The following is a 23,311-nucleotide window of genomic DNA, read 5'->3' as shown; positions in this document are numbered from 1 at the left end:
GCTGATATATTTGAAAAATCGCTGATATAAATTGAATTACTTTTGTACTTTGTTAGAGTAGATGTTTAATGAGACGTTTTTCTAAAATTTGTAAAGATATCTTTACTTGTAGTTGGAAAATATTTATAATTAAAGTAAAGATATCTTTACTTTCGAAGGTGGAGCCTATGGGTGTAAAAAATAAAATTAAAGAATTAAGAAAGCAACATCATATAACGCAAGTTGAAATGGCAAAGGCGATGCAGGTGACACGGCAGACAATCGTGGCGATTGAAAACCATCATTACAACCCGAGTCTAGAGTTATCCTTAAAAATCGCCAAATATTTTGGAGTGAAGGTGGAAGAAATATTTACGCTGGAGTAAGGGGAGAGAAAAATGCAGGATGAGTTTGAGAGATTTCAGTCAGATAAAGCGTTTAAATATTTAGGGTTGTTTTTAGCGATTAGTTTAGCCATATGGAGTTTGTACAATTTAATTGTTTACGGAAGTGCTGGTATGCCGTTTGTGTTATTTGTACTAGGGCAGTTTGTTTATTTCTTTGTGAACTATTGGCCGAAATGGAGATATAGAAATAGTAAAGAGGCTGATCGTGTATGAGTAAGCAAGAGGTTATACGATTTATAGGAAGTTTGTTTTTAGCGGGTTTTATTTTAAATGTGAGTCTAATGATTTTAAGTATTTCGTGGAGAACTATTTTCATATCGAATGTAGCACTAGTCATTTTATATGGCATTGCGGAATATAGAGAACAGAAGCGTTTGAAAGAAGAGGGAATACCGTCGATTGATGAGCGAGTTGTGAACAAGATGAAGTCATATTTTGCGATTAGTATGACAAGCTTCGTTTTCTTATTCATTATGTATCTTTGTGTAAATAAGTATTTAGACAGGCCAGTAGTACATGTAAATGAGTTATTATATATTGCTATTTTTGGTCTATTAATAAGTATGGCATCGACGAGCGTGTTAGCAACAAGGAATAGATAGAAAAAGGGGAACTGGGATGGGATTACCGGTATTATGTGTCGCTACAGCTATTTTTGCTTTGTTTTGGGGAATGCAGAACTTCTCTCATAATCCAGTGCCGAGTATTTGTATTATGCTTGGTACTGTAGGTTTATCGTATTATTTATTAGTTTCAGCTCATTATCATAAAACAGCAACGAGCGTTGTTGTCGGAGCACTTATTTTATTTTGTGGTCGTGCTGTGCAAAAGGGGTTATTTCCGTAAAGGCTGTTTATACGAAGCGTATAAACAGCCTTTTGTATTTTTTTTACAAAATACTTGAAAGTTACGTAACGTCATCTTTTATAATGAAGGAGAAGAGGTGATGATAGTGATTTCAATTCAACAATTGACGAAAGAAACAGGGGTAACAGTACGCACATTACGTTATTATGATCAAATAGATTTATTAAAGCCGAGTGGTAAAACAGAGGGTGGACATCGGTTATATAGTGAAGCGGACGTTATTCGTTTGCAACAAATTTTATTTTTAAAGGAAATGGGATTTTCGTTAAAAGAAACTGCGAATATGTTAGTAAAAGGTGAGTTGGATTTAAAGAATTCTCTTGAAAAACAACTTCGATTTGTACAGGAAGAACAAAAGAAATTTAATCGAATGGAGCGTGTTTTACAAGCGGTTGTTTATTCGGTAGATGTAGAGGGAGAGCTCGATTGGAAAGTTATGTTTGAATTAATTCAGCTTTCGAAACAGTCTTCTCGTATACGTGAAATATTTCAAAATGAAGTGTTTTCAAAGGAAGAACAAAAATTGCTTCAGAATTTGCCGAATATGAGTGAAGAAGATCCGAATGTTTTAGAGTGGGTAGATTTATTAAAGCAATTTCGCGCTTTTATGAAAGATGATAAAGAAGTAGCGAGTGATGAGGTACAAGGGGCAACGAAGAGATTAATGCAGAAGTGTTTAGAGATGGCTAATGGTGACGAAGCGTTTTTAGATAAGTTATGGGAAGTTAGAAAATCGAAAGAAGATTCCCAGAAAATGAGCATGTATCCAATCGAAGAAGAACTTTTATTATATATGGATGAAGCTTTTCGTATATATGATGAAAAGGAGAAGGATAAATGAGTATACTTGCAGAATATCGTTGGTATTTTTTAATTGGGGCAGAGATTGTATTTTGGTTATCAGCTATCGGTTTCTTTTTACTCCGTTACGGATTCCGTTTGAAAAAGGCGAGTTTTATTATGGGGATTGTACTACTCATAAATGAAGTGTTTATTTTAACTTTAGGAGTAGTGGATTACTATCAAACAGGAAAGTTCTCTAACTTTCAAATCATTACGGTAATCATTTTATTGTATGCAGTCTTTTACGGGAAAAAGGATTTGAAGAAGCTTGATATATTTGCGCAAAAGTTAGTTGCCAAATGGCGAAATGAGCCGGCGCCTATTATAGAAGAACAGGTAGAATTAACAGGTATGGCTTATGCGAAGCAGGAAATAAAAAATTGGGTATTGCACCTTAGTTTGTTTGTTGTTGTGCATATTTTCTTTTTCTTTCTGTACGGTCTTGCTCCGGTTGAACAATGGCGTAATTGGTTAGAAACGGGAATTGTTTTAAATAAAGCAGCGAGTCGGGTTAGCCAAGTTTGGGCGATTATACTTTTAGTGGATGCAGCTATTTCATTTTCATATGTTCTTTTTCCGAAGAAGGAGAAAGGGAAAAAGAAGCTACTTTCTTAGGGGAAAGTAGCTTCTTGTTTTCATGCATTTTCTAAAGTCTTTGGAATAATTGTAAAGTCCTGCTCATCGATATCAATTGGGAATGAAATGATAGGAATGTCACAATCAATAATGCTTGGACATATCCCGATAGAGATAATGCAATCGAAGTGCTCCTTTTCTTCTGTTAATAAAGAAGTCACTTCTCTTAGTGTATGAATACTTGTAACTGAATAATGAGGTGATAAAGAAGTTAATTTCTTTTTCGTATATAAATCTAACCCACTACCTGTTGTACATAAAAGTAATAACTTTTTTGGTAAGGCCTTCTTTTTAGGTTCTGAAACACTAAATAGATAGGTGGCAAGATAATTTAATATATGTTCAGAAACTGGTTCCTGCTTACTAGTAGTAAAATTGTGTACAATTTTACGAGTTATATCATAATAATAATAAATTTTAGACTTTAAATTTTGTAATTGCGGATGATAGATATGGATATTTAACTTTTGAAAAACGTAAAATCTAAAAATTAGCCATTTTAAATCTGCAATGATAGTTTCTTGCGGGCACGTAAAAATTAGATTTTGAGTAAGTTCCTCTAAAATCGTGGGAATAAGCATATCGAATTTCTTTGTATATAGTGGAAATTGATGTTCGAAATGTAGACCGCTTATTACACAACAATTTAAATAAAGGATTTCAGGAAATAAAAGTTTATTACCTGTTAAATTTTCTATTTGTTCAATAAGACTAGAAATAGAATCACTATATGGATTTTTTAATATAAAGGAGAGATCGGGCTCCAAGTTTTTGATAAATTGCTTATGACGATAACGAATAATACATGTAAGTAATAAACAATGAATACGTTTATAACCAATATCAGAAAGTGTACCAGTATTTCTTTCTATTTGTTGTATTGTATATTTGGTTATCGAAATGTCTTGTTCGTGAAATAAGAGTTGTAATCCATTACTATACTGTGTAGTTAAATGGGCATAGTGACAAATTAATTTTCTAATATGTAGCTCGTCACCTTCTAGACGGATAGGCTGTTTTGTTAAAGTAACATCGTGCTTAGTGAACTGAAGACGAAGAGCTTGTAATAAAGTTTGGCAATAACTTTGACTGACATTTAGTGTAGTAGCAATCTTTGCTACTGTTAATCCATTTGGATAGTTAAGTATAAGCTGTAAAATTTGAAAAAAATATAACTCTTGTTTGTTTTGTATACTTTGTTTTCCTTCTTTTAAGTTGAGTTGATTAATTTTAATTCCCTTTCCCCTTGAAGATAAAATGATGTTTTCTCCATATGTATTTTTTAAAAGGGTTAAGTAATTTGAAACGCTTCTTTTACTGCATTGTAATTCTTCGGATATTTTTTGAACAGTAGTCCAATCGTGTTGGGCTAATAAAAAACTTAATAATTGTTGAATTTGCTGTTGCTTCATTGTCATCGCTACACCTTATACATATATATTGGTAAATCAACTAAATTTTAGATTAATATGGATACTATTGTAAATAATTTTAACTGAGGCAATACTCTTCCGAATATTATGAATTTGCGTTATATAATGCAAAAACACAATGAAATTTAATGCGAAATGTTCGATACAATTCATGTGTTTGTATATATATGACAATTCAACTTACGGAGGGGTATAAGCAAAATGGGTAAGAAAAAAAATAGACACATGAAGAAGATTACATCGACAGTATGTACAATTGGGATTTTGAGTGCATCTGTCACACACGGATATGCTGCAGAGATAAATAATAAACAACAGCAGTATGATCGTTTGCAAGTTGCTGAAACAGATAAAGGTTCAAAAGATAATCTTAAAATTGATCTTAATACAACATTCCCAGATAGCGCGCTAAGAAATGCTGTGAAAACAAAGATGGGGACTACTAGCGATGAAGTAACGCTAGAACAATTAAGTAATGTACGTGACGTACTAGATTTAAGTGGTAAAGGTGTTAAAAACTTTGAAGGTTTACAATACTTAACAGGATTAAATGCTTTATATATAAAAAATTCTAATCTCACAGAAGTGCCTCAACAAGTATTAGAGCTAAAAGAATTGAAAATTTTAGATCTATCCCGCAATACGATTACAACAATTCCAGATAATATGTCCTTTGATAAATTAAGAGTATTAGATTTATCGTATAACAAAATAACAGCAGTACCAGATAGTGTATGGGAGTTACCTAAACTACAAGCGTTACTACTATCGAATAATAAAATTAAAAGCATTCCTGAAAAAAAATCTAAGTTTTTAGATCTTCGTATTTTCGACTTGGCTAATAATGAACTGGAAACATTGTCTGTAGGTTTATTACATGATTTAGCACGACTTGAAGTTTTAAATATTCAAGGTGGTAATAATAAAAAACTAGAATTAGCAGATGTGAAGTTGTTAAAAGGACTAGTTGGTTTAAAAGTATTAGAGCTAAATTCAGATGTAAGTCCTGAAGAGATTAACAAACAATTAAAAGTCGGTGTGTTAAAAGTAAAAGGGAATCAGGTTGGTTTAATTTCAGTCAATGGTGTGACTGTTTTAACGTTAAGTAAGAATGACCCTGTATTTAAACTGGATGGGGAACAAAATATGTATAAAGAGGCTGGAAAACCAGCAACTATCCCAACAGGTACAATTACAGCAACGAAGGGCTTATTAGAAAGTATTACTACGAAAAATATTTTAGGATTAGATTTATTATCTAAAGAAGTGAATGGACCATTAGTTGAAGGAAAGAATGGGACGATACATTATAACGGATTAAATACAAGGAATCCGGCTCCAGGTTCGTATACGGTAAATTACAATATCTTAGTGAAGAAAACTATTTTAGATAAAATTCCACTAGTAGGTGGGTTGTTAAGCTTCTTATTTGATAAAGGAAATATTGAAAAATTAGTTGATACAAGAAACGTCATTGTAGTTGATGTAACATCACCAACGATTGGTACAGATGAAATTGAAGTTGATGATCCATCTACATTAACAGATGAGAAGCTAAAAGAATTATTAAAGGTTAAAGACGATGTTTCGAAAAATGTTGCAATTCAATATGACAAAGATTTGAAAAACTTAGCATCTGCTGAAGAAGAAGTTACTTTTACAGTTCAAGATGAGTACGACAATATTAACGTGAAGACAGTAAAAGTAAAATCTGCTGCCAATAATCAAGCGCCAGTAATTGAAGCGAAAGATTCCATTTTAGCTAAAGTTGGAGACGAAGTAGATGTAATCAAATCAGCAGAAGCAAAAGCGATGGATAAAGAAGATGGAGATTTAACGAGCAAAATTCAAGTTGAAGGTACAGTAGATACACAAAAAGTTAGCACGCAAAAAGTTTCATTAAAGGTAACTGATAAACATAATGAGACAACGTCTAAAGATGTTGAAGTGCGTGTAATTCGTATTCAAGATAAAGTAACAGTAAATCAAAAAGATCTTGATAGTAATAACTTTGATCCTAAAAAACTTGTAGAAGGTTTAAATGATGAAGATAAGGTAACTACAAAAGTAAACAACGGTAAAATCGAAGTAACCGTAACAAATAAAAACGGTCATCAGGTAACCGGAGATGTGACTCCTGAAATTAATGGAAAACCATCTATTGAAGCAAAAGATAAAGTATTTGTAGAAAAGGATAAAAAAGACTTCGATGTGAAAAAAGAAGCGAAAGTAAAAGTGATTGATAAAGAGGACGGAGATTTAACAGATAAGGCTGTAGTAGAAGGTACTCTAGAGCTAGATAAAACGGGTGAACAAAAGGTAAAAGTGACAATAACAGATAAAGATGGAGAAACAGCAGAAAAAGAAATTACAGTGAATGTGATCCGTATTCAAGATGAAATTGAAGTAAATAAAAAAGACATCGTTGATGGCAAAGTGAAAGATGAAGCAATTAATAAAGAAAAAGTGGTAGACGGTTTAGATAAAGATAGTAAAGAGGAAGTAAAAGTAGAAATCACAGTGGACGAAGAGAATGGCAAAGGTAAAGTGACTGTGAAAGATAAAGAAGACAATGTAGTAAGTGAAAAAGAAATCAAAGTGAAAGTAACTAATGAAAAACCAGAAATTAAAGTAGAAAAAGACGAATTGTTCGTAGAAAAGGACAAAAAAGACTTCGATGTGAAAAAAGAAGCAAAAGTAACAGTAATAGATAAAGAAGATGGAGATTTAACGGATCAGGCGGAAGTAAAAGATTTCGATATAAAAACAGTTGGAGAACAAAAAGCAAAAGTAACAGTAACCGATAAAGCTGAGGAAACAGTAGAGGCAGAAATTACTGTGAATGTCATTGAAATTCGAGATGAAATTGAGGTAAATAAAAAGGACATCGATAAAGGTAAAGTAAAAGATGAAGCAATTGATAAAGAAAAAGTGGTAGACGGTTTAAATAAAGATAGTAAAGAGAAAGTGAAAGTAGAAATCACAGTGGACGAAGAGAATGGCAAAGGTAAAGTGACTGTGAAAGATAAAGATGGAAATACAGTTAGTGAAAAAGAAGTCAAAGTCAAAACTGTAACAGAACTAGTAAAAATCAATGTAGCACCAATGATAGAAGTGAAGGGTAAGGTGTTAGCCTTTGTAGGAGATCAAGTCGATGCGAAGTATGTAATTGAGAAATCAGGAGCGAAAGCAACGGATAAAGAAGATGGAGATTTAACAGCGAAAATTGAAGTAGAAGGAAAAGTTGATACAAGCAAAGCTGGCGAATCGAAAGTAACGTTGAAAGTAACAGATAGCCAAGGCGCAACAGGAAATAAAGAAGTAACAGTGAAAGTAGTGAAAATCAACGATACGATTGAAGTGAAAGAAAAAGATATCGTCGATGGCAAAGTAACAAATGACAAGATTGATAAAGAGAAGATCGGTGAAGGTTTAGGTGAGAAAGAAAAAGTCGAAATTATCATTGATAAAGATGGCAAAGGAAAAGTTGTCGTAACAGATGAAGAAGGAAACAAAGTAGAAAAAGAAGTAACGGTAAAAGTGAAAGATGATAACAAAGTCATCAATGAAAAGCCTGTAATTAAAGTTGAGAAAGAAGAAGTGTTTGTAGAAAAAGATAAGAAAAACTTCGACTTGAAAAAAGAAGCAAAAGTAACGATAACGGATAAAGAAGACGGAGATTTAACAGATCAAGCGGAAGTAAAAGATTTCGATATAAAAACAGTCGGGGAACAAAAAGCGAAAGTAACAGTAACCGATAAAGCTGGAGAAACAGTAGAGGCAAAAGTGACTGTAAATGTAATCGAAATTCAAGATAAAATCGAAGTAAATAAAGAAGATATCGTAGAAGGTAAAGTAAAAGAAGACAAAATCGATAAAGAAAAAGTGGTAGGCGGATTAAATAAAGAAAGTAAAGAAAAGGTAAAAGTAGAAATCACAGTGGACGAAGAGAACGTAAAAGGCAAAGTAACTGTGAAAGATAAAGATGGAAATGTAATTAGTGAGAAAGAAGTAACAGTAACGGTTAAAGATGAGCAAGGCGGTAAGGACGACCAAGGCGGTATGGATGACCAAGGCGGCAAGGATGACCAAGGCGGTAAGGACGACCAAGGCGGTAAGGACGACCAAGGCGGTAAGGATGACCAAGGCGGCAAGGATGACCAAGGCGGTAAGGATGACCAAGGCGGCAAGGATGACCAAGGCGGTAAGGACGACCAAGGCGGTAAGGATGACCAAGGCGGTAAGGACGACCAAGGCGGCAAGGATGACCAAGGCGGTAAGGACGACCAAGGCGGTAAGGATGATCAGAACGGCAAAGATGATCAAGATAACAAAGCAATCAATGAAAAACCAGTTATCAAAGTGGACAAAGACGAAATCTTCGTAGAAAAAGGTAAGAAAGACTTTGATGTGAAGAAAGAAGCGAAGGTATCCGTAATAGATAAAGAAGACGGTGATTTAACAGATAAAGCTGTAGTAGAAGGTTTAGATACAAATAAAATTGGCGAACAAAAAGTGAAAGTAAAAGTAACGGATAAAGATGCGGGTACAAGTGAGAAAGAAATTACAGTGAATGTCATCGATGTGAAAGATAACATTGAAATAAATAAAGAAGATATCGTCGATGGTAAAGTAAAAGAAGATAAGATTGATAAAACAAAAGTGATTGAAGGTTTAAAAGAAGAAGACAAAGAGAAAGTGAAAGTAGAAATCACAGTGGACGGAGAGAACGGCAAAGGTAAAGTAACTGTGAGAGATAAAGATGGAAATGTAATTATTGAAAAAGAAGTAACAGTGAAAGTGAAAGACGACCAAGGCGGTAAGGACGACCAAGGCGGTAAGGATGACCAAGGCGGCAAGGATGACCAAGGCGGTAAGGACGACCAAGGCGGTAAGGATGACCAAGGCGGCAAGGATGACCAAGGCGGTAAGGATGACCAAGGCGGCAAGGATGACCAAGGCGGTAAGGACGACCAAGGCGGTAAGGATGACCAAGGCGGTAAGGACGACCAAGGCGGCAAGGATGACCAAGGCGGCAAGGATGACCAAGGCGGTAAGGACGACCAAGGCGGCAAGGACGACCAAGGCGGTAAGGACGACCAAGGCGGTAAGGATGATCAGAACGGCAAAGATGATCAAGATAACAAAGTAATCAATGAAAAACCAGTTATCAAAGTGGACAAAGACGAAATCTTCGTAGAAAAAGGTAAGAAAGACTTTGATGTGAAGAAAGAAGTGAAGGTATCCGTAATAGATAAAGAAGACGGTGATTTAACAGATAAAGCTGTAGTAGAAGGTTTAGATACAAGTAAAATTGGCGAACAAAAAGTGAAAGTAAAAGTAACGGATAAAGATGCGGGTACAAGTGAGAAAGAAATTACAGTGAATGTCATCGATGTGAAAGACAAAATTGAAGTAAATAAAGAAGACATTGTTGAAGGGAAAGTAAAAGAAGATAAGATTGATAAAACAAAAGTGATTGAAGGTTTAAAAGAAGAAGATAAAGAGAAAGTGAACGTAGAAATCACAGTGGATGAAGAGAACGGAAAAGGAACAGTAACTGTGAAAGATAAAGATGGAAATACAATTAGTAAAAAAGAGGTCATTGTGAAAGTGAAGGATGACCAAGGCGAAAGATGATCAGACTGGAAAAGATGGTAAGGATGGCCAAGACGGAAAAGATGGCCAAGACGGAAAAGATGGCCAAGACGGAAAAGATGGCCAAGACGGTAAGGATGGCCAAGATGGCAAGGACGGCCAAGACGGTCAAGACGGAAAAGATGGAAAAGACGGAAAAGATGGCCAAAACGGCAAGGACGGCCAAGATGGTAAGGACGGCCAAGACGGTCAAGATGGAAAAGATGGCAAGGATGGCCAAGACGGTAAGGACGGTCAAGATGGAAAAGATGGTCAAGACGGTAAGGACGGCCAAAACGGCAAGGACGGCCAAAACGGCAAGGACGGCCAAGATGGTAAGGACGGCCAAGACGGAAAAGATGGAAAAGATGGTAAGGACGGCCAAAACGGCAAGGACGGCCAAGATGGCAAGGACGGCCAAGACGGTAAGGACGGTCAAGATGGAAAAGATGGTCAAGACGGTAAGGACGGTCAAAACGGCAAGGATGGCCAAGATGGCAAGGACGGCCAAGATGGAAAAGATGGTAAGGACGGTCAAAACGGCAAGGATGGCCAAGATGGCAAGGACGGCCAAGACGGCCAAGACGGCCAAGACGGTAAGGACGGTCAAAACGGCAAGGACGGCCAAGACGGCAAGGACGGCCAAGACGGTCAAGACGGAAAAGATGGAAAAGATGGAAAAGATGGTAAGGACGGTCAAGATGGAAAAGATGGTCAAGACGGTAAGGACGGCCAAAACGGCAAGGGCGGCCAAGACGGTAAGGACGGTCAAGACGGTAAGGATGGCCAAGATGGCAAGGACGGCCAAGATGGAAAAGATGGTAAGGACGGCCAAAACGGCAAGGACGGCCAAGATGGCAAGGGCGGTCAAAACGGCAAGGACGGCCAAGATGGAAAAGATGGTAAGAATGGCCAAGATAACAAGGTAATCAATGAAAAACCAGTTATCAAAGTGGACAAAGACGAAATCTTCGTAGAAAAAGGTAAGAAAGACTTTGATGTGAAGAAAGAAGCGAAGGTATCCGTAATAGATAAAGAAGACGGTGATTTAACAGATAAAGCTGTAGTAGAAGGTTTAGATACAAGTAAAATCGGCGAACAAAAAGTGAAAATCAAAGTAACAGATAAAGCAGATGAAACAATAGAAGCGGAAATTACAGTGAATGTGATTGAAATTCAAGACAAAATTGAAGTAAATAAAGAAGACATTGTTGAAGGGAAAGTAAAAGAAGATAAGATTGATAAAACAAAAGTGATTGAAGGTTTAAAAGAAGAAGATAAAGAGAAAGTGAACGTAGAAATCACAGTGGATGAAGAGAACGGAAAAGGAACAGTAACTGTGAAAGATAAAGATGGAAATGTAATTAGTGAAAAAGAAGTAACAGTGAAAGTGAAAGACGACCAAGGCGGCAAGGGCGACCAAGGTGGTAAGGATGGCCAAGACAGTAAGGATGATCAAAAAGAAAAAGACGATCAGAACAGTAAGGATGATCCAAGCAGCAAAGATGATAAAACTACAACTAACTTGAATAAAGATACTATAAACAATCAAGGTAATACGAATAATGAAAGTAATAAAGGTAATGGAACGAACTCTGCAAAAGAGTTACCACAAACAGGAGCAAGCGCATCTGCTTATCCGTTAGTTGGTTCTTTATTAGTTCTGCTTTCAGGTGTAGTAGCATTCTTTAGAAGAAAGAAATAAAGTGAAAAATGGTCGTTAGGGGAAACTCTAGCGGCTGTTTTTTTATTCGTGAAAAGGATTTGCTATAAGTTGAGAGAAGAGTATATCAATTAAATGATTAGGAGAGGAATGCTTATGAAAAAGTGGGGGTGTTTATGTAGTTTTTTGATTATGTTAGTAGCATGCTCACAATCTAACACTACAATTGATAAGAAGAATGATGTCATTGTAAAGGGAGCAGGAATTCTCAATCTAGATAAATTTGAAAAGTTCGTTTTGAATGTCGAGCAAAGGGAAGTTGATAAAATAAGAATTGTACAGTATACCCATGAAGGTGACCCGATTTTTCAAACGTTAGAGCGTAGTAAGAACGATATACTTTATGTGTCAGATAATAGAAAAGACCAATTTGCCGGTGATAATAAAGGGTTATATAAAGATAGTTGTAAAAGTATTGTTAAAGACGAGCGCGAATCAGGAACCACTTATAAGCTAATAGATTGTACGAATGAAGATGGGCGCAATGGATATGATGTATTATATGTACCTAAAAAATAGAGTTAGTAGAGGAAGGAAGTATATACTCCTTCCTTTTTCTATGTATATATTGTCGAAAACTTTACCGAATATCTGTTCGTTTTTTTAGGTTTTTTATGGGCATTCGTGGTAAAATAATAATACAGATTTTTATGAGGAGGTCGGATTTTCTTGGAACGTCAATTTGAAATTGTCTCAGCGTATTCCCCGCAAGGTGATCAGCCGGTAGCTATAGAGAAGCTTGTAGAGGGAATTAATAGCGGAAAGAAAAAGCAAGTGTTGCTTGGAGCGACAGGAACGGGTAAGACATTTACGATTTCAAATGTCATTAAAGAAGTGCAAAAGCCAACACTTGTCATGGCTCATAATAAAACGTTAGCAGGACAGTTATATAGTGAGTTGAAGGACTTTTTCCCAAATAATGCAGTTGAATATTTTGTTAGTTATTACGATTATTATCAACCAGAAGCGTATGTGCCGCAAACAGATACGTTTATTGAAAAAGACGCACAGATTAATGATGAAATTGATAAATTGCGTCACTCGGCAACGTCTGCATTATTTGAACGGGATGATGTAATTATCGTTGCGAGTGTTTCATGCATATATGGTTTAGGTTCTCCAGAAGAATACCGCGAGTTAGTTGTTTCACTTCGAGTTGGTATGGAGAAGGATCGCAATCAATTGCTTCGTGAACTTGTTGATGTGCAGTATGGACGTAATGATATTGATTTCAAGCGCGGTACATTCCGTGTGCGCGGAGATGTAGTTGAAATCTTCCCGGCATCACTTGACGAGCATTGTATCCGAATTGAGTTTTTCGGTGATGAAATTGATCGTATTCGCGAAGTAAATGCGTTAACAGGGGAAGTATTAGCAGAACGTGATCATGTAGCAATTTTCCCAGCATCTCACTTCGTTACACGTGAAGAAAAAATGAAGGTCGCTATTGAAAATATCGAAAAAGAACTAGAAGAGCGTTTAAAGGAATTAAATGATAACGGCAAGTTGTTAGAAGCGCAGCGTATAGAGCAGCGCACACGTTATGATTTAGAAATGATGCGCGAGATGGGCTTTTGTTCAGGTATTGAAAACTATTCCCGTCATTTAACACTCCGTCCAGCGGGGGCAACGCCGTATACGTTATTAGACTATTTCCCGAAAGATTTCTTAATCGTTATGGATGAGTCGCACGTATCAGTGCCGCAAGTAAGAGCGATGTATAACGGGGACCAAGCGCGTAAGCAAGTACTTGTGGATCATGGATTCCGTCTGCCATCAGCTTTAGATAATAGACCGCTCACATTTGATGAGTTTGAAGAGAAAACGAATCAAGTTATTTACGTTTCAGCAACACCGGGACCGTACGAATTAGAGCAGTCGCCAGAAGTAATAGAACAAATTATTCGTCCAACAGGGCTTTTAGATCCGCCAATTGATATACGACCAATTGAAGGGCAGATTGACGATTTATTAGGAGAGATTCAAGATCGCATTGCAAAAAATGAACGTGTATTAATTACAACTTTAACGAAGAAGATGTCAGAGGATTTAACAGACTACTTAAAAGATGTAGGGATTAAGGTGAATTACCTGCATTCTGAAGTGAAAACATTAGAACGTATTGAAATTATTCGGGATCTTCGTCTTGGTAAGTTTGATGTTCTTGTCGGTATTAACTTATTACGAGAAGGGTTAGATATTCCAGAAGTATCACTTGTAGCTATTTTAGATGCTGATAAGGAAGGATTCTTGCGTTCAGAACGTTCATTAATTCAAACAATCGGTCGTGCAGCACGTAATGAAAACGGCCGCGTTATTATGTACGCAGATCGCATAACGAGATCGATGGAAATTGCGATTGAAGAAACGAAGCGTCGTCGTAGTATACAAGAAGCTTACAATGAAGAGCATGGTATTACGCCGAAAACGATTCAAAAAGGTGTGCGTGATGTAATTCGTGCAACGACAGCTGCTGAAGAAACAGAAACGTATGAAGCAACGCCAGCTAAGAAGATGACGAAAAAAGAGCGTGAAAAGACAATTGCGAAGATGGAAGCAGAAATGAAAGAAGCAGCAAAAGCGTTAGACTTCGAGCGTGCAGCTGAATTAAGAGATTTACTATTAGAATTAAAAGCGGAAGGGTGAAAAGAGTGAGTAAGAGCAAGGATTTTATCGTTGTAAAAGGTGCTAGAGCACATAACTTAAAAAATATTGATGTAACCATTCCGAGAAATCAGCTTGTCGTTGTAACGGGATTGTCTGGTTCGGGGAAATCATCATTAGCATTTGATACGATTTATGCAGAAGGGCAGCGCAGATACGTAGAATCGTTATCTGCGTATGCACGCCAGTTTTTAGGGCAAATGGATAAACCGGATGTAGATACGATTGAAGGATTGTCACCAGCAATTTCAATCGATCAAAAAACGACGAGTCGTAATCCGCGTTCAACTGTTGGAACGGTAACGGAGATTTATGATTATTTACGTCTATTATTTGCGCGAATTGGTACGCCAATTTGTCCGAATCATGGCATTGAAATTACATCACAAACAGTAGAGCAGATGGTAGACCGCGTCCTTGAATATCCTGAACGTACGAAATTACAAGTGTTAGCTCCTATCGTTTCTGGCCGTAAAGGTGCACATGTGAAAGTACTTGAAGATATTAAGAAGCAAGGATATGTTCGTGTACGTGTTGATGGTGAAATGCTTGATGTGTCTGAAGATATTGCGTTAGATAAAAATAAGAAGCATTCCATTGAAGTTGTAATAGATCGTATTGTTGTAAAAGAAGGAATCGCAAGCCGTCTTGCGGATTCACTTGAAAGTGCATTAAAGCTTGGCGGGGGACGAGTGTTAATCGATGTTATGGGGGAAGAGGAACTTCTATTTAGTGAGCATCATGCTTGTCCGCATTGTGGTTTTTCAATCGGAGAATTAGAGCCGCGTATGTTCTCATTCAATAGTCCGTTCGGTGCATGTCCTTCTTGTGATGGACTTGGCTCAAAGCTAGAGGTAGATTTAGAACTTGTTATTCCGAACTGGGATTTATCATTAAATGAACATGCGATTGCGCCTTGGGAGCCGACAAGTTCACAATATTACCCACAACTTTTACAATCTGTATGTAATCACTACGGCGTTGATATGGATGTGCCTGTGAAAGATATACCGAAAGATTTATTTGATAAAGTGTTGTACGGAAGCGGTGAAGAGAAAGTTTATTTCCGCTATGTAAATGAATTTGGTCAAGTAAAGGAAAATGAGATTTTATTTGAAGGTGTTATTCCAAATATTGAACGTCGTTATCGCGAAACGAGTTCTGATTACATTCGTGAGCAAATGGAAAAGTATATGGCAGAACAAGCTTGTCCGAAGTGTAAAGGTGGACGTTTAAAACCTGAGAGTTTAGCTGTTTTCGTTGGCGGAAAAACGATTGCTGATGTAACGAAATATTCTGTTCAAGAAGTACAGGAATTCTTCTCAAGTGTGGAGCTAACAGAGAAACAACAAAAAATTGCTCATTTAATTTTAAGAGAAATTCAGGAGCGCGTTGGGTTCTTAGTGAACGTCGGTTTAGATTATTTAACGTTAAGTCGTGCCGCAGGAACTTTATCAGGTGGTGAGGCGCAACGTATTCGTTTAGCGACACAAATTGGTTCTCGTCTTACTGGCGTACTTTACATTCTTGATGAGCCTTCTATCGGTTTGCATCAGCGCGATAACGATCGTCTTATTCGTACATTGCAAGAAATGCGTGATTTAGGTAATACGTTAATTGTTGTTGAGCATGATGAAGATACGATGATGGCAGCTGATTATTTACTTGATATCGGGCCTGGCGCAGGTATTCACGGTGGACAAGTCGTATCAGCAGGTACACCAGCTGAAGTGATGCAAGATGAGAATTCGCTAACAGGGAAGTATTTAAGCGGTAAAGAGTTTATTCCAGTTCCACTTGAAAGACGTAAAGGTGACGGACGAAAAGTGGAAATTGTCGGTGCAAAGGAGAATAACTTAAAGAACGCGAAAATGTCATTCCCGCTTGGTACGTTTGTAGCGGTAACAGGTGTATCTGGATCAGGTAAAAGTACGATGATTAATGAAGTACTATATAAATCGTTAGCGCAAAAGTTATATAAAGCGAAAGCGAAGCCAGGTACGCATAAAGAGATTAAAGGTCTTGAGCATTTAGATAAAGTAATCGATATTGATCAATCACCAATCGGTCGTACACCACGTTCTAACCCTGCGACTTATACAGGTGTGTTCGATGATATTCGTGATGTGTTTGCCCAAACGAATGAAGCGAAAGTGCGCGGATATCAAAAAGGACGTTTCAGCTTTAACGTAAAAGGTGGACGTTGTGAAGCGTGCCGTGGTGATGGAATTATTAAAATCGAAATGCACTTCTTACCAGACGTATACGTTCCGTGTGAAGTTTGTCACGGTAAACGTTACAACCGTGAAACGTTAGAAGTGAAATATAAAGATAAAAACATTTCTGAAGTGTTAGGGATGACGATTGAAGACGGGGTAGAGTTCTTCGCTAATATCCCAAAAATTAAGCGTAAACTTCAAACGCTTGTAGATGTAGGGCTTGGTTATATGAAATTAGGACAACCAGCTACGACGTTATCTGGTGGTGAAGCACAGCGTGTGAAATTAGCTTCTGAATTACACCGTCGTTCTACAGGTCGTACATTATACATTTTAGATGAGCCAACGACTGGTTTACATGCGCATGATATCGCACGTCTGCTAGAAGTGTTGCAACGTCTTGTTGAGAGCGGTGAGACGGTACTTGTAATTGAACATAATTTAGATGTAATTAAAACAGCGGATTATATCGTTGACCTTGGACCAGAGGGCGGAGACAAAGGTGGACAAATCGTTGCTTCCGGAACGCCAGAGCAAGTAGTGAAAGAAGAGCGCTCGTATACAGGTAAGTATTTAAAAGAGATTTTAGATCGTGATAAAGCAAGAATGAAAGAGAGAATAAAAGAAGTAGAGTTATCACAATAAGTTTAGTAATAAAAACCGAGTTGAAATGACGCTCGGTTTTTATTGTATAGGGGGAGAAGATGGGGTTTTAAGAAATTTATAAGGTATCAAAATGGAATTGTAATGGAGGGGGATTATGTCAATTAATCATAAATCACTTGCCCAATTTATTGTAGAAGCGAAAAGAAGGACATATGCATCTCAGGGAGATGACGCATCGGTTCAGGCGTTATTAAACGGATCGAAACAACTTGAGTACAGTAGCGGTGATTATTTTTATCGAGATATTTATTTTGGTTCAGCTTTTTTTATTGGACAAGAAACTGTAGAGTTTGAGAATCGTCCCATTTGGTCAATGGTCTATTCAGGTGGTGTCACTAACCCAAACTCAGATTGGGATATCATGGGTCCAATTTATAACTTTCTTCGCCAAGCATTAAGGTCAGTTGATACGAATTCTATCTATCGTGGTCCAAATTACTATAAATCAGGTACATATATTTTCAAGAATGAGTATGAAGGCACTCTTGATTGTTTTCAAGGTAAAGAAATTATTCTCATAGGTGATGAAAAGGTGTATGAATTGAAATATAGCGGTGGAATAGTACGATAATTATTTTAATAGAACCACAATGTGAAAAGAGAAAAAGAAATACTTAAAGGGGAAAGAAGCAGAAAACGCGTTTCATAATGAAGTGAAAAAGGAGTGCTACATCTTCTATCAACACTGTGATGATGTACTACTAATAAAAGATGCAAGTGTATTAAGTATGGATGATATATTACGTGAAACAGATGATATGTATAAAGGCGATATTTACATTGTAGATAAAGATTTCACTTGGACTTTTGTGAAAACGCATGAGCATAGATGGTGTGGGCCTTATTTCGCAAAGAAGTGTTAGTAGGTATACAAGCATGAAGAGTAGAATAAGTTGATATAAGTGTTTGCTGATACTTGCGTTTATTATCTATTAGCGTATGATGAAAGATATATGTTTAAAAGGATGTGTAAGAAAATGAGATGGATTGTATCACTTCTTGTAAATAGTGTTGTGTTAATCGCTGTATCGGGACTTTTAAAAGGGATTGCACCAGACGCGTTTTACGTAGCAAATATACAAACTGCAATTATTGCGAGTATTATTTTGGCTGTTTTAAATGTGTTCGTAAAACCGTTTTTAATTTTAATTACGCTACCAATTACTGTTGTAACTTTCGGGTTCTTCTTAATTGTTATTAATGCGATTACGTTAAAAATAGCAGATTCATTATTAGGAGACGCATTTAATATATCAGGTTTCGGTGTAGCGATCGTTGCGGCAATTTGTATTTCAATTTTTAATATGATTATTGAAAAGGCAATTGTGGAACCTTTATATGAAAAAAAGAGAAAATGACAAAAAGAAAAACATTTCATGATATGTATGAAATGTTTTTTTCTATTTATTAGAAACCGTATTTCTTGTTTCCAGAAAAAAATGGTACAATATCCGGTAGAATGGAATTTTACATCAAATGAGACTGAACCCGCAGCGGAGTGGAGGTTTATACATATGCCGAAAGTAAGGACAAAAGATTTAATTGAACAATTTCAATTGGAGTTAATAAGTGGTGAAGAAGGAATTCATCGTCCGATTGATACAAGTGATTTATCACGACCTGGTATTGAAATGGCAGGATTTTTTACATATTATCCAGCTGATCGCGTGCAGCTTCTTGGAAAGACGGAGCTTACGTTCTTTGACACGTTAACGTCAGAGCAAAAACAAGAGAGAATGAAAGCGCTTTGTACTGAGGAGACGCCATGTATTATTGTAACTCGTAATCAAGATGTACCAGATGAGTTGCTGCAAGCATCGCGTGAATCAGGCATGCCTTTATTACGCTCTTCTCAAACGACAACGAGATTATCAAGTCGTTTAACAAATTATTTAGAAGGTAAGTTAGCACCAACAACAGCTGTACACGGTGTGTTAGTTGATATTTACGGCGTTGGTGTTTTAATTACAGGACAAAGTGGTGTCGGTAAAAGTGAGACAGCTCTTGAGCTTGTAAAACGTGGTCATCGCCTTGTTGCGGATGATAGTGTAGAAATTCGCCAAGAAGATGAAGACATGTTAGTTGGAAGCTCGCCAGATTTAATTGAGCATTTATTAGAAATTCGTGGTCTAGGCATTATTAACGTTATGACGTTATTCGGTGCAGGGGCAGTGCGAAATTATAAGCGTATTACACTTGTTATTAATCTTGAAATTTGGGATCAAAAGAAAAATTATGATCGCTTAGGTCTTGATGAAGAGAAGATGAAGATTATTGATACAGAACTTACGAAGATTACACTTCCAGTTCGTCCTGGTCGAAACTTAGCTGTTATTATTGAAGTGGCAGCGATGAACTTCCGTTTAAAACGTATGGGAGTCAATGCAGCACAGCAGTTCTCAGAACGATTAATGAGTGCGATTGAGTTAGGAAATCAGGAGTAAACATTGGAGAGGGAGGTCATACATATGCTGTTAGGTTCTGTACCACAGCTTGACCGCGTAGCTATCCAACTTGGACCGTTTCCTGTTTATTGGTACGGGATTATTATCGGTACAGGTGTGCTATTAGGTCTTTGGCTAGCAACTCGCGAAGGAGAAAGGCTAGGTATTCCAAAAGATACATTTGTTGACCTTGTATTAATTGCAGTACCGATCGCTATTCTATTTGCGAGAATGTACTATGTTATTTTTGAATGGGAATATTACGCGCAAAACCCGAGTCAAATTATTAATATTCGTCAAGGTGGTTTGGCGATTCATGGTGGCTTAATCGGGGCTGTTATTACAGGGATTCTTTTTGCGAAACGCCGCGGGGTTTCATTCTGGAAGTTGGCTGATATTGCTGCACCAAGTATTTTACTAGGACAAGCAATTGGCCGATGGGGAAACTTTATGAACCAAGAGGCACATGGTGATGAAGTAACGAGGCAGTTTTTAGAAGGCCTTCATTTACCGGATTTCATTATTAATCAAATGTATATTGATGGTGTTTACTACCACCCAACGTTTTTATACGAATCATTATGGAATTTTGCGGGGGTAATTCTATTACTTGCATTACGAAAAGTGAATTTACGCCGCGGAGAATTATTCTTCACATATTTAATTTGGTATTCAGTAGGGCGCTTCTTCGTAGAAGGGTTACGTACAGATAGTTTAATGCTAGGACCACTTCGTATTGCACAAGTAATGTCAATTGGACTTGTTGTTATTTCTATTATTTTCATTATTGTGAGACGAAAAATGGGGCAAGCTGATAAAAGATATTTAGAAAATTAGAGAAAAGTAGCATCTTATTATAAGATGCTGCTTCTTTCATATTCAGGAAAGAGAAAGGAATAAGGCAATGAGAATAAATACAGTGTTATTTGATTTAGATGGAACGTTAATTAATACAAACGAACTTATTATTTCTTCTTTTTTACATACTTTACATACATATTATCCAAATCAATATAAGCGTGAAGATGTATTGCCATTTATCGGTCCATCTTTACATGATACTTTCAGCAAGATTGATGAAAGTAAGGTTGAAGAGTTAATTACGAGTTATCGTCAATTTAACCATGATCATCATGATGAATTAGTAGAAGAATATGAAACTGTATATGAAACAGTTCAAGAGTTAAAGAAACAAGGCTATAAGGTTGGTATTGTTACAACGAAAGCGAGACAAACCGTTGAAATGGGATTAAAGTTCTCAAAGCTTGATGAGTTCTTTGATGTTGTTGTGACGATTGATGATGTCGAGCATGTGAAACCACATCCAGAGCCACTTCAAAAAGCGCTTCAGTTATTAGATGCGAAACCGGAAGAAGCATTGATGGTTGGGGATAACCATCATGATATTGTTGGCGGACAAAATGCCGGTACGAAAACAGCTGCAGTTTCATGGACATTGAAAGGTAGAGCGTATTTAGAGGCTTATAAGCCAGACTTTATGCTAGATAAAATGAGTGATTTATTGCCGATTTTGTCCGACATGAATCGTTCGTAAAGATAAGTAGAGGAGCGAGTGAAGTGCGACGGACAACGCGCTATCCTGTTTCAGGAGAGAATTCATTATGGAATGTGTATAAAACAGTGTCTTTTTGGAAGGTAATGAAAAACTTTATGGTTATCCAAATTGCACGTTATACACCTTTTTTATCGGTCAAGAATTGGTTGTACCGCACATTTTTGCGGATGAAAGTAGGAAAGAAAACATCGTTTGCGCTTATGGTAATGCCGGACATTATGTTCCCGGAAAAGATAACTGTGGGAGAAAATTCGATTATAGGCTATAATACAACGCTTTTAGCACATGAATATTTAATTCGTGAATATCGACTTGGAGAGATCATTATAGGAAATGAAGTGATGATTGGAGCGAATACAACGATATTACCAGGTGTGAAAATTGGAGATGGCGCGATTGTTTCAGCTGGCACACTTGTTCATAGGGATGTTCCAAGTGGTGCTTTCGTAGGTGGAAATCCAATGCGTGTTATTTATACGAAAGAAGAAATGGATGCTAGAGAAGGTTGATACTAAAAATGTAACATTTCTCTTCTTTTTTAATGAATAAAAAGGAAATAATTGAGTATAATATACTGTTTTGTTTTTTACGGAATCGTTTATACTTATAGATAGAAGAATGTGTGAACGAAGAAAACAAAAAACTGGAGGATATATGGGGAAAAATCAAAGAATATATAAGGAGAACGGACAAGTTATCTCTTTTAATCAATTAGCGGACTTCTTTTATAAAAAAGGGATGAGGGCTTACAAAGGACAAAAATTGCAAGATGCAATTAAATATTTTCGAAGAGCGGCACAAAGTGAGAAGGAGCCGTTTATTTTATGTCAATTAGCAACAGTATTATCTGAGGCTGGTGAATATCAAGAGTCGAATCAAACCTTCTTTAAGCTTGTTAGATCTAATCCAGAACTTGAACAGTGTTATTATTTTATTGCAAATAATTATGCATATATGGGGCTATTTCAGCAGGCGAAGAAGTATGCGGATCGCTATTTAGAAGTTGCAGAAGAGAAGGAATTTGTTGAAGATACATTAGAATTACTTGAAATTATGGAAGAAGAAGCGATGGGTGCGGAAGAGATTGAGGATGAAGATGATTTAATTGTTATGCAGGAAGAAGCCAATCGTTATATTCGTAACGGACAATTGGAAGAAGCAATTGCTACATTAGAAATTGTTACGAAAGATTATCCGGAATTTTGGTCGGGGCATAATAATTTAGCCATTGCGCATTTTCAATCTGGTAATGTAGATAAGGCGCTGAAATTAACGGAAATGATTTTAGAGAAAAATCCTGGTAATATACATGCGCTTTGTAATACACTTATTTTTCTATATTCAATTGGAGAGCATAAACAGGTAGAGGCGTTAGCTGCTCAGTTAGTTTCGGTATATCCGATTTCGTTTGAACATCGTTTGAAACTTGGGACGACACTTGCAACAATTGGTCATTTCGAGCCTGCATATAAATGGTTCAAATTATTAAAGCGTCAAGGATACGAAGGAGACGTTAGTTTTTATTATTGGTTTGCATATTCTGCGTATATGGTAAAAGATCAGCAAGTAGCTGAAAAAATGTGGCAACATGTTGTAGAATTGCACCCTGATAAAAAGGGAAAAGAACCGTGGAATGCATTGAATTTAGCGGATGAAGGACAAAACGTGTTATTTGAAGAATTACGAAAATCATTTCAGCAAAGTGCGACGCTAGAGGAACAAATGCTAGCTTTATATTTAATGAATGAATTATCAACGCCAGAGAAGGTTGGATTCTTCTTTGATGTAACGCAGGCGAAGAATGGTGTTCCGATCGTATCGCAACTTGCAAAGTATTTCTTTTTACTGAATAGCCATAAGAGTATTCCGGCTGATTTACAGCAATTTGAACAGTGCGCGCGAATCGCGGATGCTTTATACAATTATACGAAAAAAGATGATGAATTAATCGAAGAGTGTTTACAATTTTGGTTTTGTACGTTCATACGTTTATATACATCTGGGGCAGTTTTTACAAATGTATACGGCTGGTCAGCTGCGGTTGAATATATTGTACGCAGTGAACAAGGAAATAAGATGACACAGTCGGAGCTCGGAGATGTGTATAATGTATCTGTAGCGACTGTTCGAAAGTATGTGCAAGCTGTTAAGCGTACGCACACATAGATAAGCAAATCATTGGGAAAAAAATGATGCGAACAGTATAATGAGGGTAAC

At 36.8% G+C, this 23,311-nt stretch carries 19 protein-coding genes and 1 pseudogene; 19 read left to right on the top strand and 1 reads right to left on the bottom strand.

All coding sequences use genetic code 11. The features are described from left to right. Window positions 1-167: 167 nt before the first annotated feature. The 6 genes from MKY00_RS25975 to MKY00_RS25950 all read left to right on the top strand — a co-directional run bounded on the left by MKY00_RS25975 (window position 168) and on the right by MKY00_RS25950 (window position 2,711). On the top strand, window positions 168-365 hold the full coding sequence (locus tag MKY00_RS25975) for a helix-turn-helix transcriptional regulator (protein WP_000538359.1): 198 nt from the start codon (window positions 168-170) through the stop codon (window positions 363-365). A gap of 12 nt (window positions 366-377) precedes the next feature. Continuing rightward, on the top strand, window positions 378-599 hold the full coding sequence (locus MKY00_RS25970) for a hypothetical protein (RefSeq protein WP_001150192.1): 222 nt from the start codon (window positions 378-380) through the stop codon (window positions 597-599). Continuing rightward, window positions 596-988: a hypothetical protein gene (locus tag MKY00_RS25965; protein ID WP_016718913.1), complete on the top strand. Its 393-nt coding sequence runs from the start codon at window positions 596-598 to the stop codon at window positions 986-988. The genes MKY00_RS25970 and MKY00_RS25965 overlap by 4 nt, the downstream gene beginning before the upstream one ends. Before the next feature lie 16 nt (window positions 989-1,004). Continuing rightward, entirely contained in the window at window positions 1,005-1,232 is a 228-nt protein-coding gene (locus MKY00_RS25960) for a hypothetical protein (protein WP_000524119.1), read from the top strand. Between the two features lie 100 nt (window positions 1,233-1,332). Then, complete coding sequence (locus tag MKY00_RS25955) at window positions 1,333-2,094, top strand: MerR family transcriptional regulator (protein WP_016718912.1); 762 nt, start codon at window positions 1,333-1,335, stop codon at window positions 2,092-2,094. After that, window positions 2,091-2,711, top strand: coding sequence for a hypothetical protein (locus MKY00_RS25950; RefSeq protein WP_016718911.1), 621 nt, complete (start codon window positions 2,091-2,093; stop codon window positions 2,709-2,711). Before MKY00_RS25955 ends, MKY00_RS25950 begins: the two co-directional genes overlap by 4 nt. Before the next feature lie 20 nt (window positions 2,712-2,731). Here MKY00_RS25950 and MKY00_RS25945 read toward each other — a convergent pair whose 3' ends face one another. Beyond that, window positions 2,732-4,144 (bottom strand): HTH domain-containing protein, encoded by a 1,413-nt coding sequence (locus MKY00_RS25945; protein ID WP_016718910.1) that lies wholly within the window; start codon window positions 4,142-4,144, stop codon window positions 2,732-2,734. Window positions 4,145-4,366: 222 nt separating this feature from the next. On the opposite strand from MKY00_RS25945, the gene MKY00_RS25940 reads away from it, so the two are divergent. From MKY00_RS25940 to MKY00_RS25880, 13 genes and pseudogenes are all read left to right on the top strand, one after another. After that, window positions 4,367-9,805 carry an immunoglobulin-like domain-containing protein gene (locus tag MKY00_RS25940; protein ID WP_341035350.1) on the top strand — a complete coding sequence of 1,813 codons (5,439 nt, stop codon included), beginning with the start codon at window positions 4,367-4,369 and terminating at the stop codon, window positions 9,803-9,805. Next, window positions 9,786-11,507, top strand: a complete 1,722-nt coding sequence (locus MKY00_RS25935) for an LPXTG cell wall anchor domain-containing protein (protein WP_341035348.1) — start codon at window positions 9,786-9,788, stop codon at window positions 11,505-11,507. Before MKY00_RS25940 ends, MKY00_RS25935 begins: the two co-directional genes overlap by 20 nt. A gap of 114 nt (window positions 11,508-11,621) precedes the next feature. Continuing rightward, window positions 11,622-12,044, top strand: coding sequence for a DUF4362 domain-containing protein (locus MKY00_RS25930; protein WP_016718907.1), 423 nt, complete (start codon window positions 11,622-11,624; stop codon window positions 12,042-12,044). A gap of 150 nt (window positions 12,045-12,194) precedes the next feature. Further along, window positions 12,195-14,171, top strand: a complete 1,977-nt coding sequence (gene uvrB / locus MKY00_RS25925; RefSeq protein ID WP_000441061.1) for an excinuclease ABC subunit B — start codon at window positions 12,195-12,197, stop codon at window positions 14,169-14,171. Window positions 14,172-14,176: 5 nt separating this feature from the next. Beyond that, window positions 14,177-17,053 (top strand): excinuclease ABC subunit UvrA, encoded by a 2,877-nt coding sequence (uvrA, locus tag MKY00_RS25920; RefSeq protein WP_016718906.1) that lies wholly within the window; start codon window positions 14,177-14,179, stop codon window positions 17,051-17,053. Window positions 17,054-17,168: 115 nt separating this feature from the next. Beyond that, window positions 17,169-17,645, top strand: a complete 477-nt coding sequence (locus MKY00_RS25915; RefSeq protein ID WP_000026297.1) for a DUF5680 domain-containing protein — start codon at window positions 17,169-17,171, stop codon at window positions 17,643-17,645. Between the two features lie 28 nt (window positions 17,646-17,673). Next, window positions 17,674-17,937, top strand: a pseudogene (locus MKY00_RS25910) (DUF4275 family protein); the annotation flags it as partial. Window positions 17,938-18,051: 114 nt separating this feature from the next. Further along, on the top strand, window positions 18,052-18,432 hold the full coding sequence (locus tag MKY00_RS25905; protein ID WP_001267308.1) for a phage holin family protein: 381 nt from the start codon (window positions 18,052-18,054) through the stop codon (window positions 18,430-18,432). A 156-nt stretch (window positions 18,433-18,588) separates the two neighbouring features. After that, window positions 18,589-19,518 (top strand): HPr(Ser) kinase/phosphatase, encoded by a 930-nt coding sequence (hprK, locus tag MKY00_RS25900; RefSeq protein ID WP_001127250.1) that lies wholly within the window; start codon window positions 18,589-18,591, stop codon window positions 19,516-19,518. Window positions 19,519-19,542: 24 nt separating this feature from the next. Continuing rightward, window positions 19,543-20,355, top strand: a complete 813-nt coding sequence (lgt, locus tag MKY00_RS25895) for a prolipoprotein diacylglyceryl transferase (RefSeq protein WP_000924232.1) — start codon at window positions 19,543-19,545, stop codon at window positions 20,353-20,355. A 67-nt stretch (window positions 20,356-20,422) separates the two neighbouring features. Continuing rightward, the gene (ppaX, locus tag MKY00_RS25890) at window positions 20,423-21,073 is read left to right on the top strand and encodes a pyrophosphatase PpaX (protein ID WP_016718904.1); all 651 of its coding nucleotides are present in this window, start codon (window positions 20,423-20,425) and stop codon (window positions 21,071-21,073) included. Between the two features lie 23 nt (window positions 21,074-21,096). After that, window positions 21,097-21,603 (top strand): acyltransferase, encoded by a 507-nt coding sequence (locus MKY00_RS25885; protein ID WP_016718903.1) that lies wholly within the window; start codon window positions 21,097-21,099, stop codon window positions 21,601-21,603. 145 nt (window positions 21,604-21,748) lie between these two features. Next, on the top strand, window positions 21,749-23,260 hold the full coding sequence (locus MKY00_RS25880; RefSeq protein ID WP_016718902.1) for a tetratricopeptide repeat protein: 1,512 nt from the start codon (window positions 21,749-21,751) through the stop codon (window positions 23,258-23,260). The last annotated feature ends 51 nt before the right edge of the window (window positions 23,261-23,311 follow it).

Origin of the sequence: Bacillus sp. FSL R9-9834 (assembly GCF_038006905.1) — a bacterium.
GTDB classification, from domain to species: domain Bacteria; phylum Bacillota; class Bacilli; order Bacillales; family Bacillaceae_G; genus Bacillus_A; species Bacillus_A pacificus.
The sequence above is the reverse complement of the archived record's forward strand: the minus strand, read 5'-3'. Positions and strand labels throughout refer to the sequence as shown.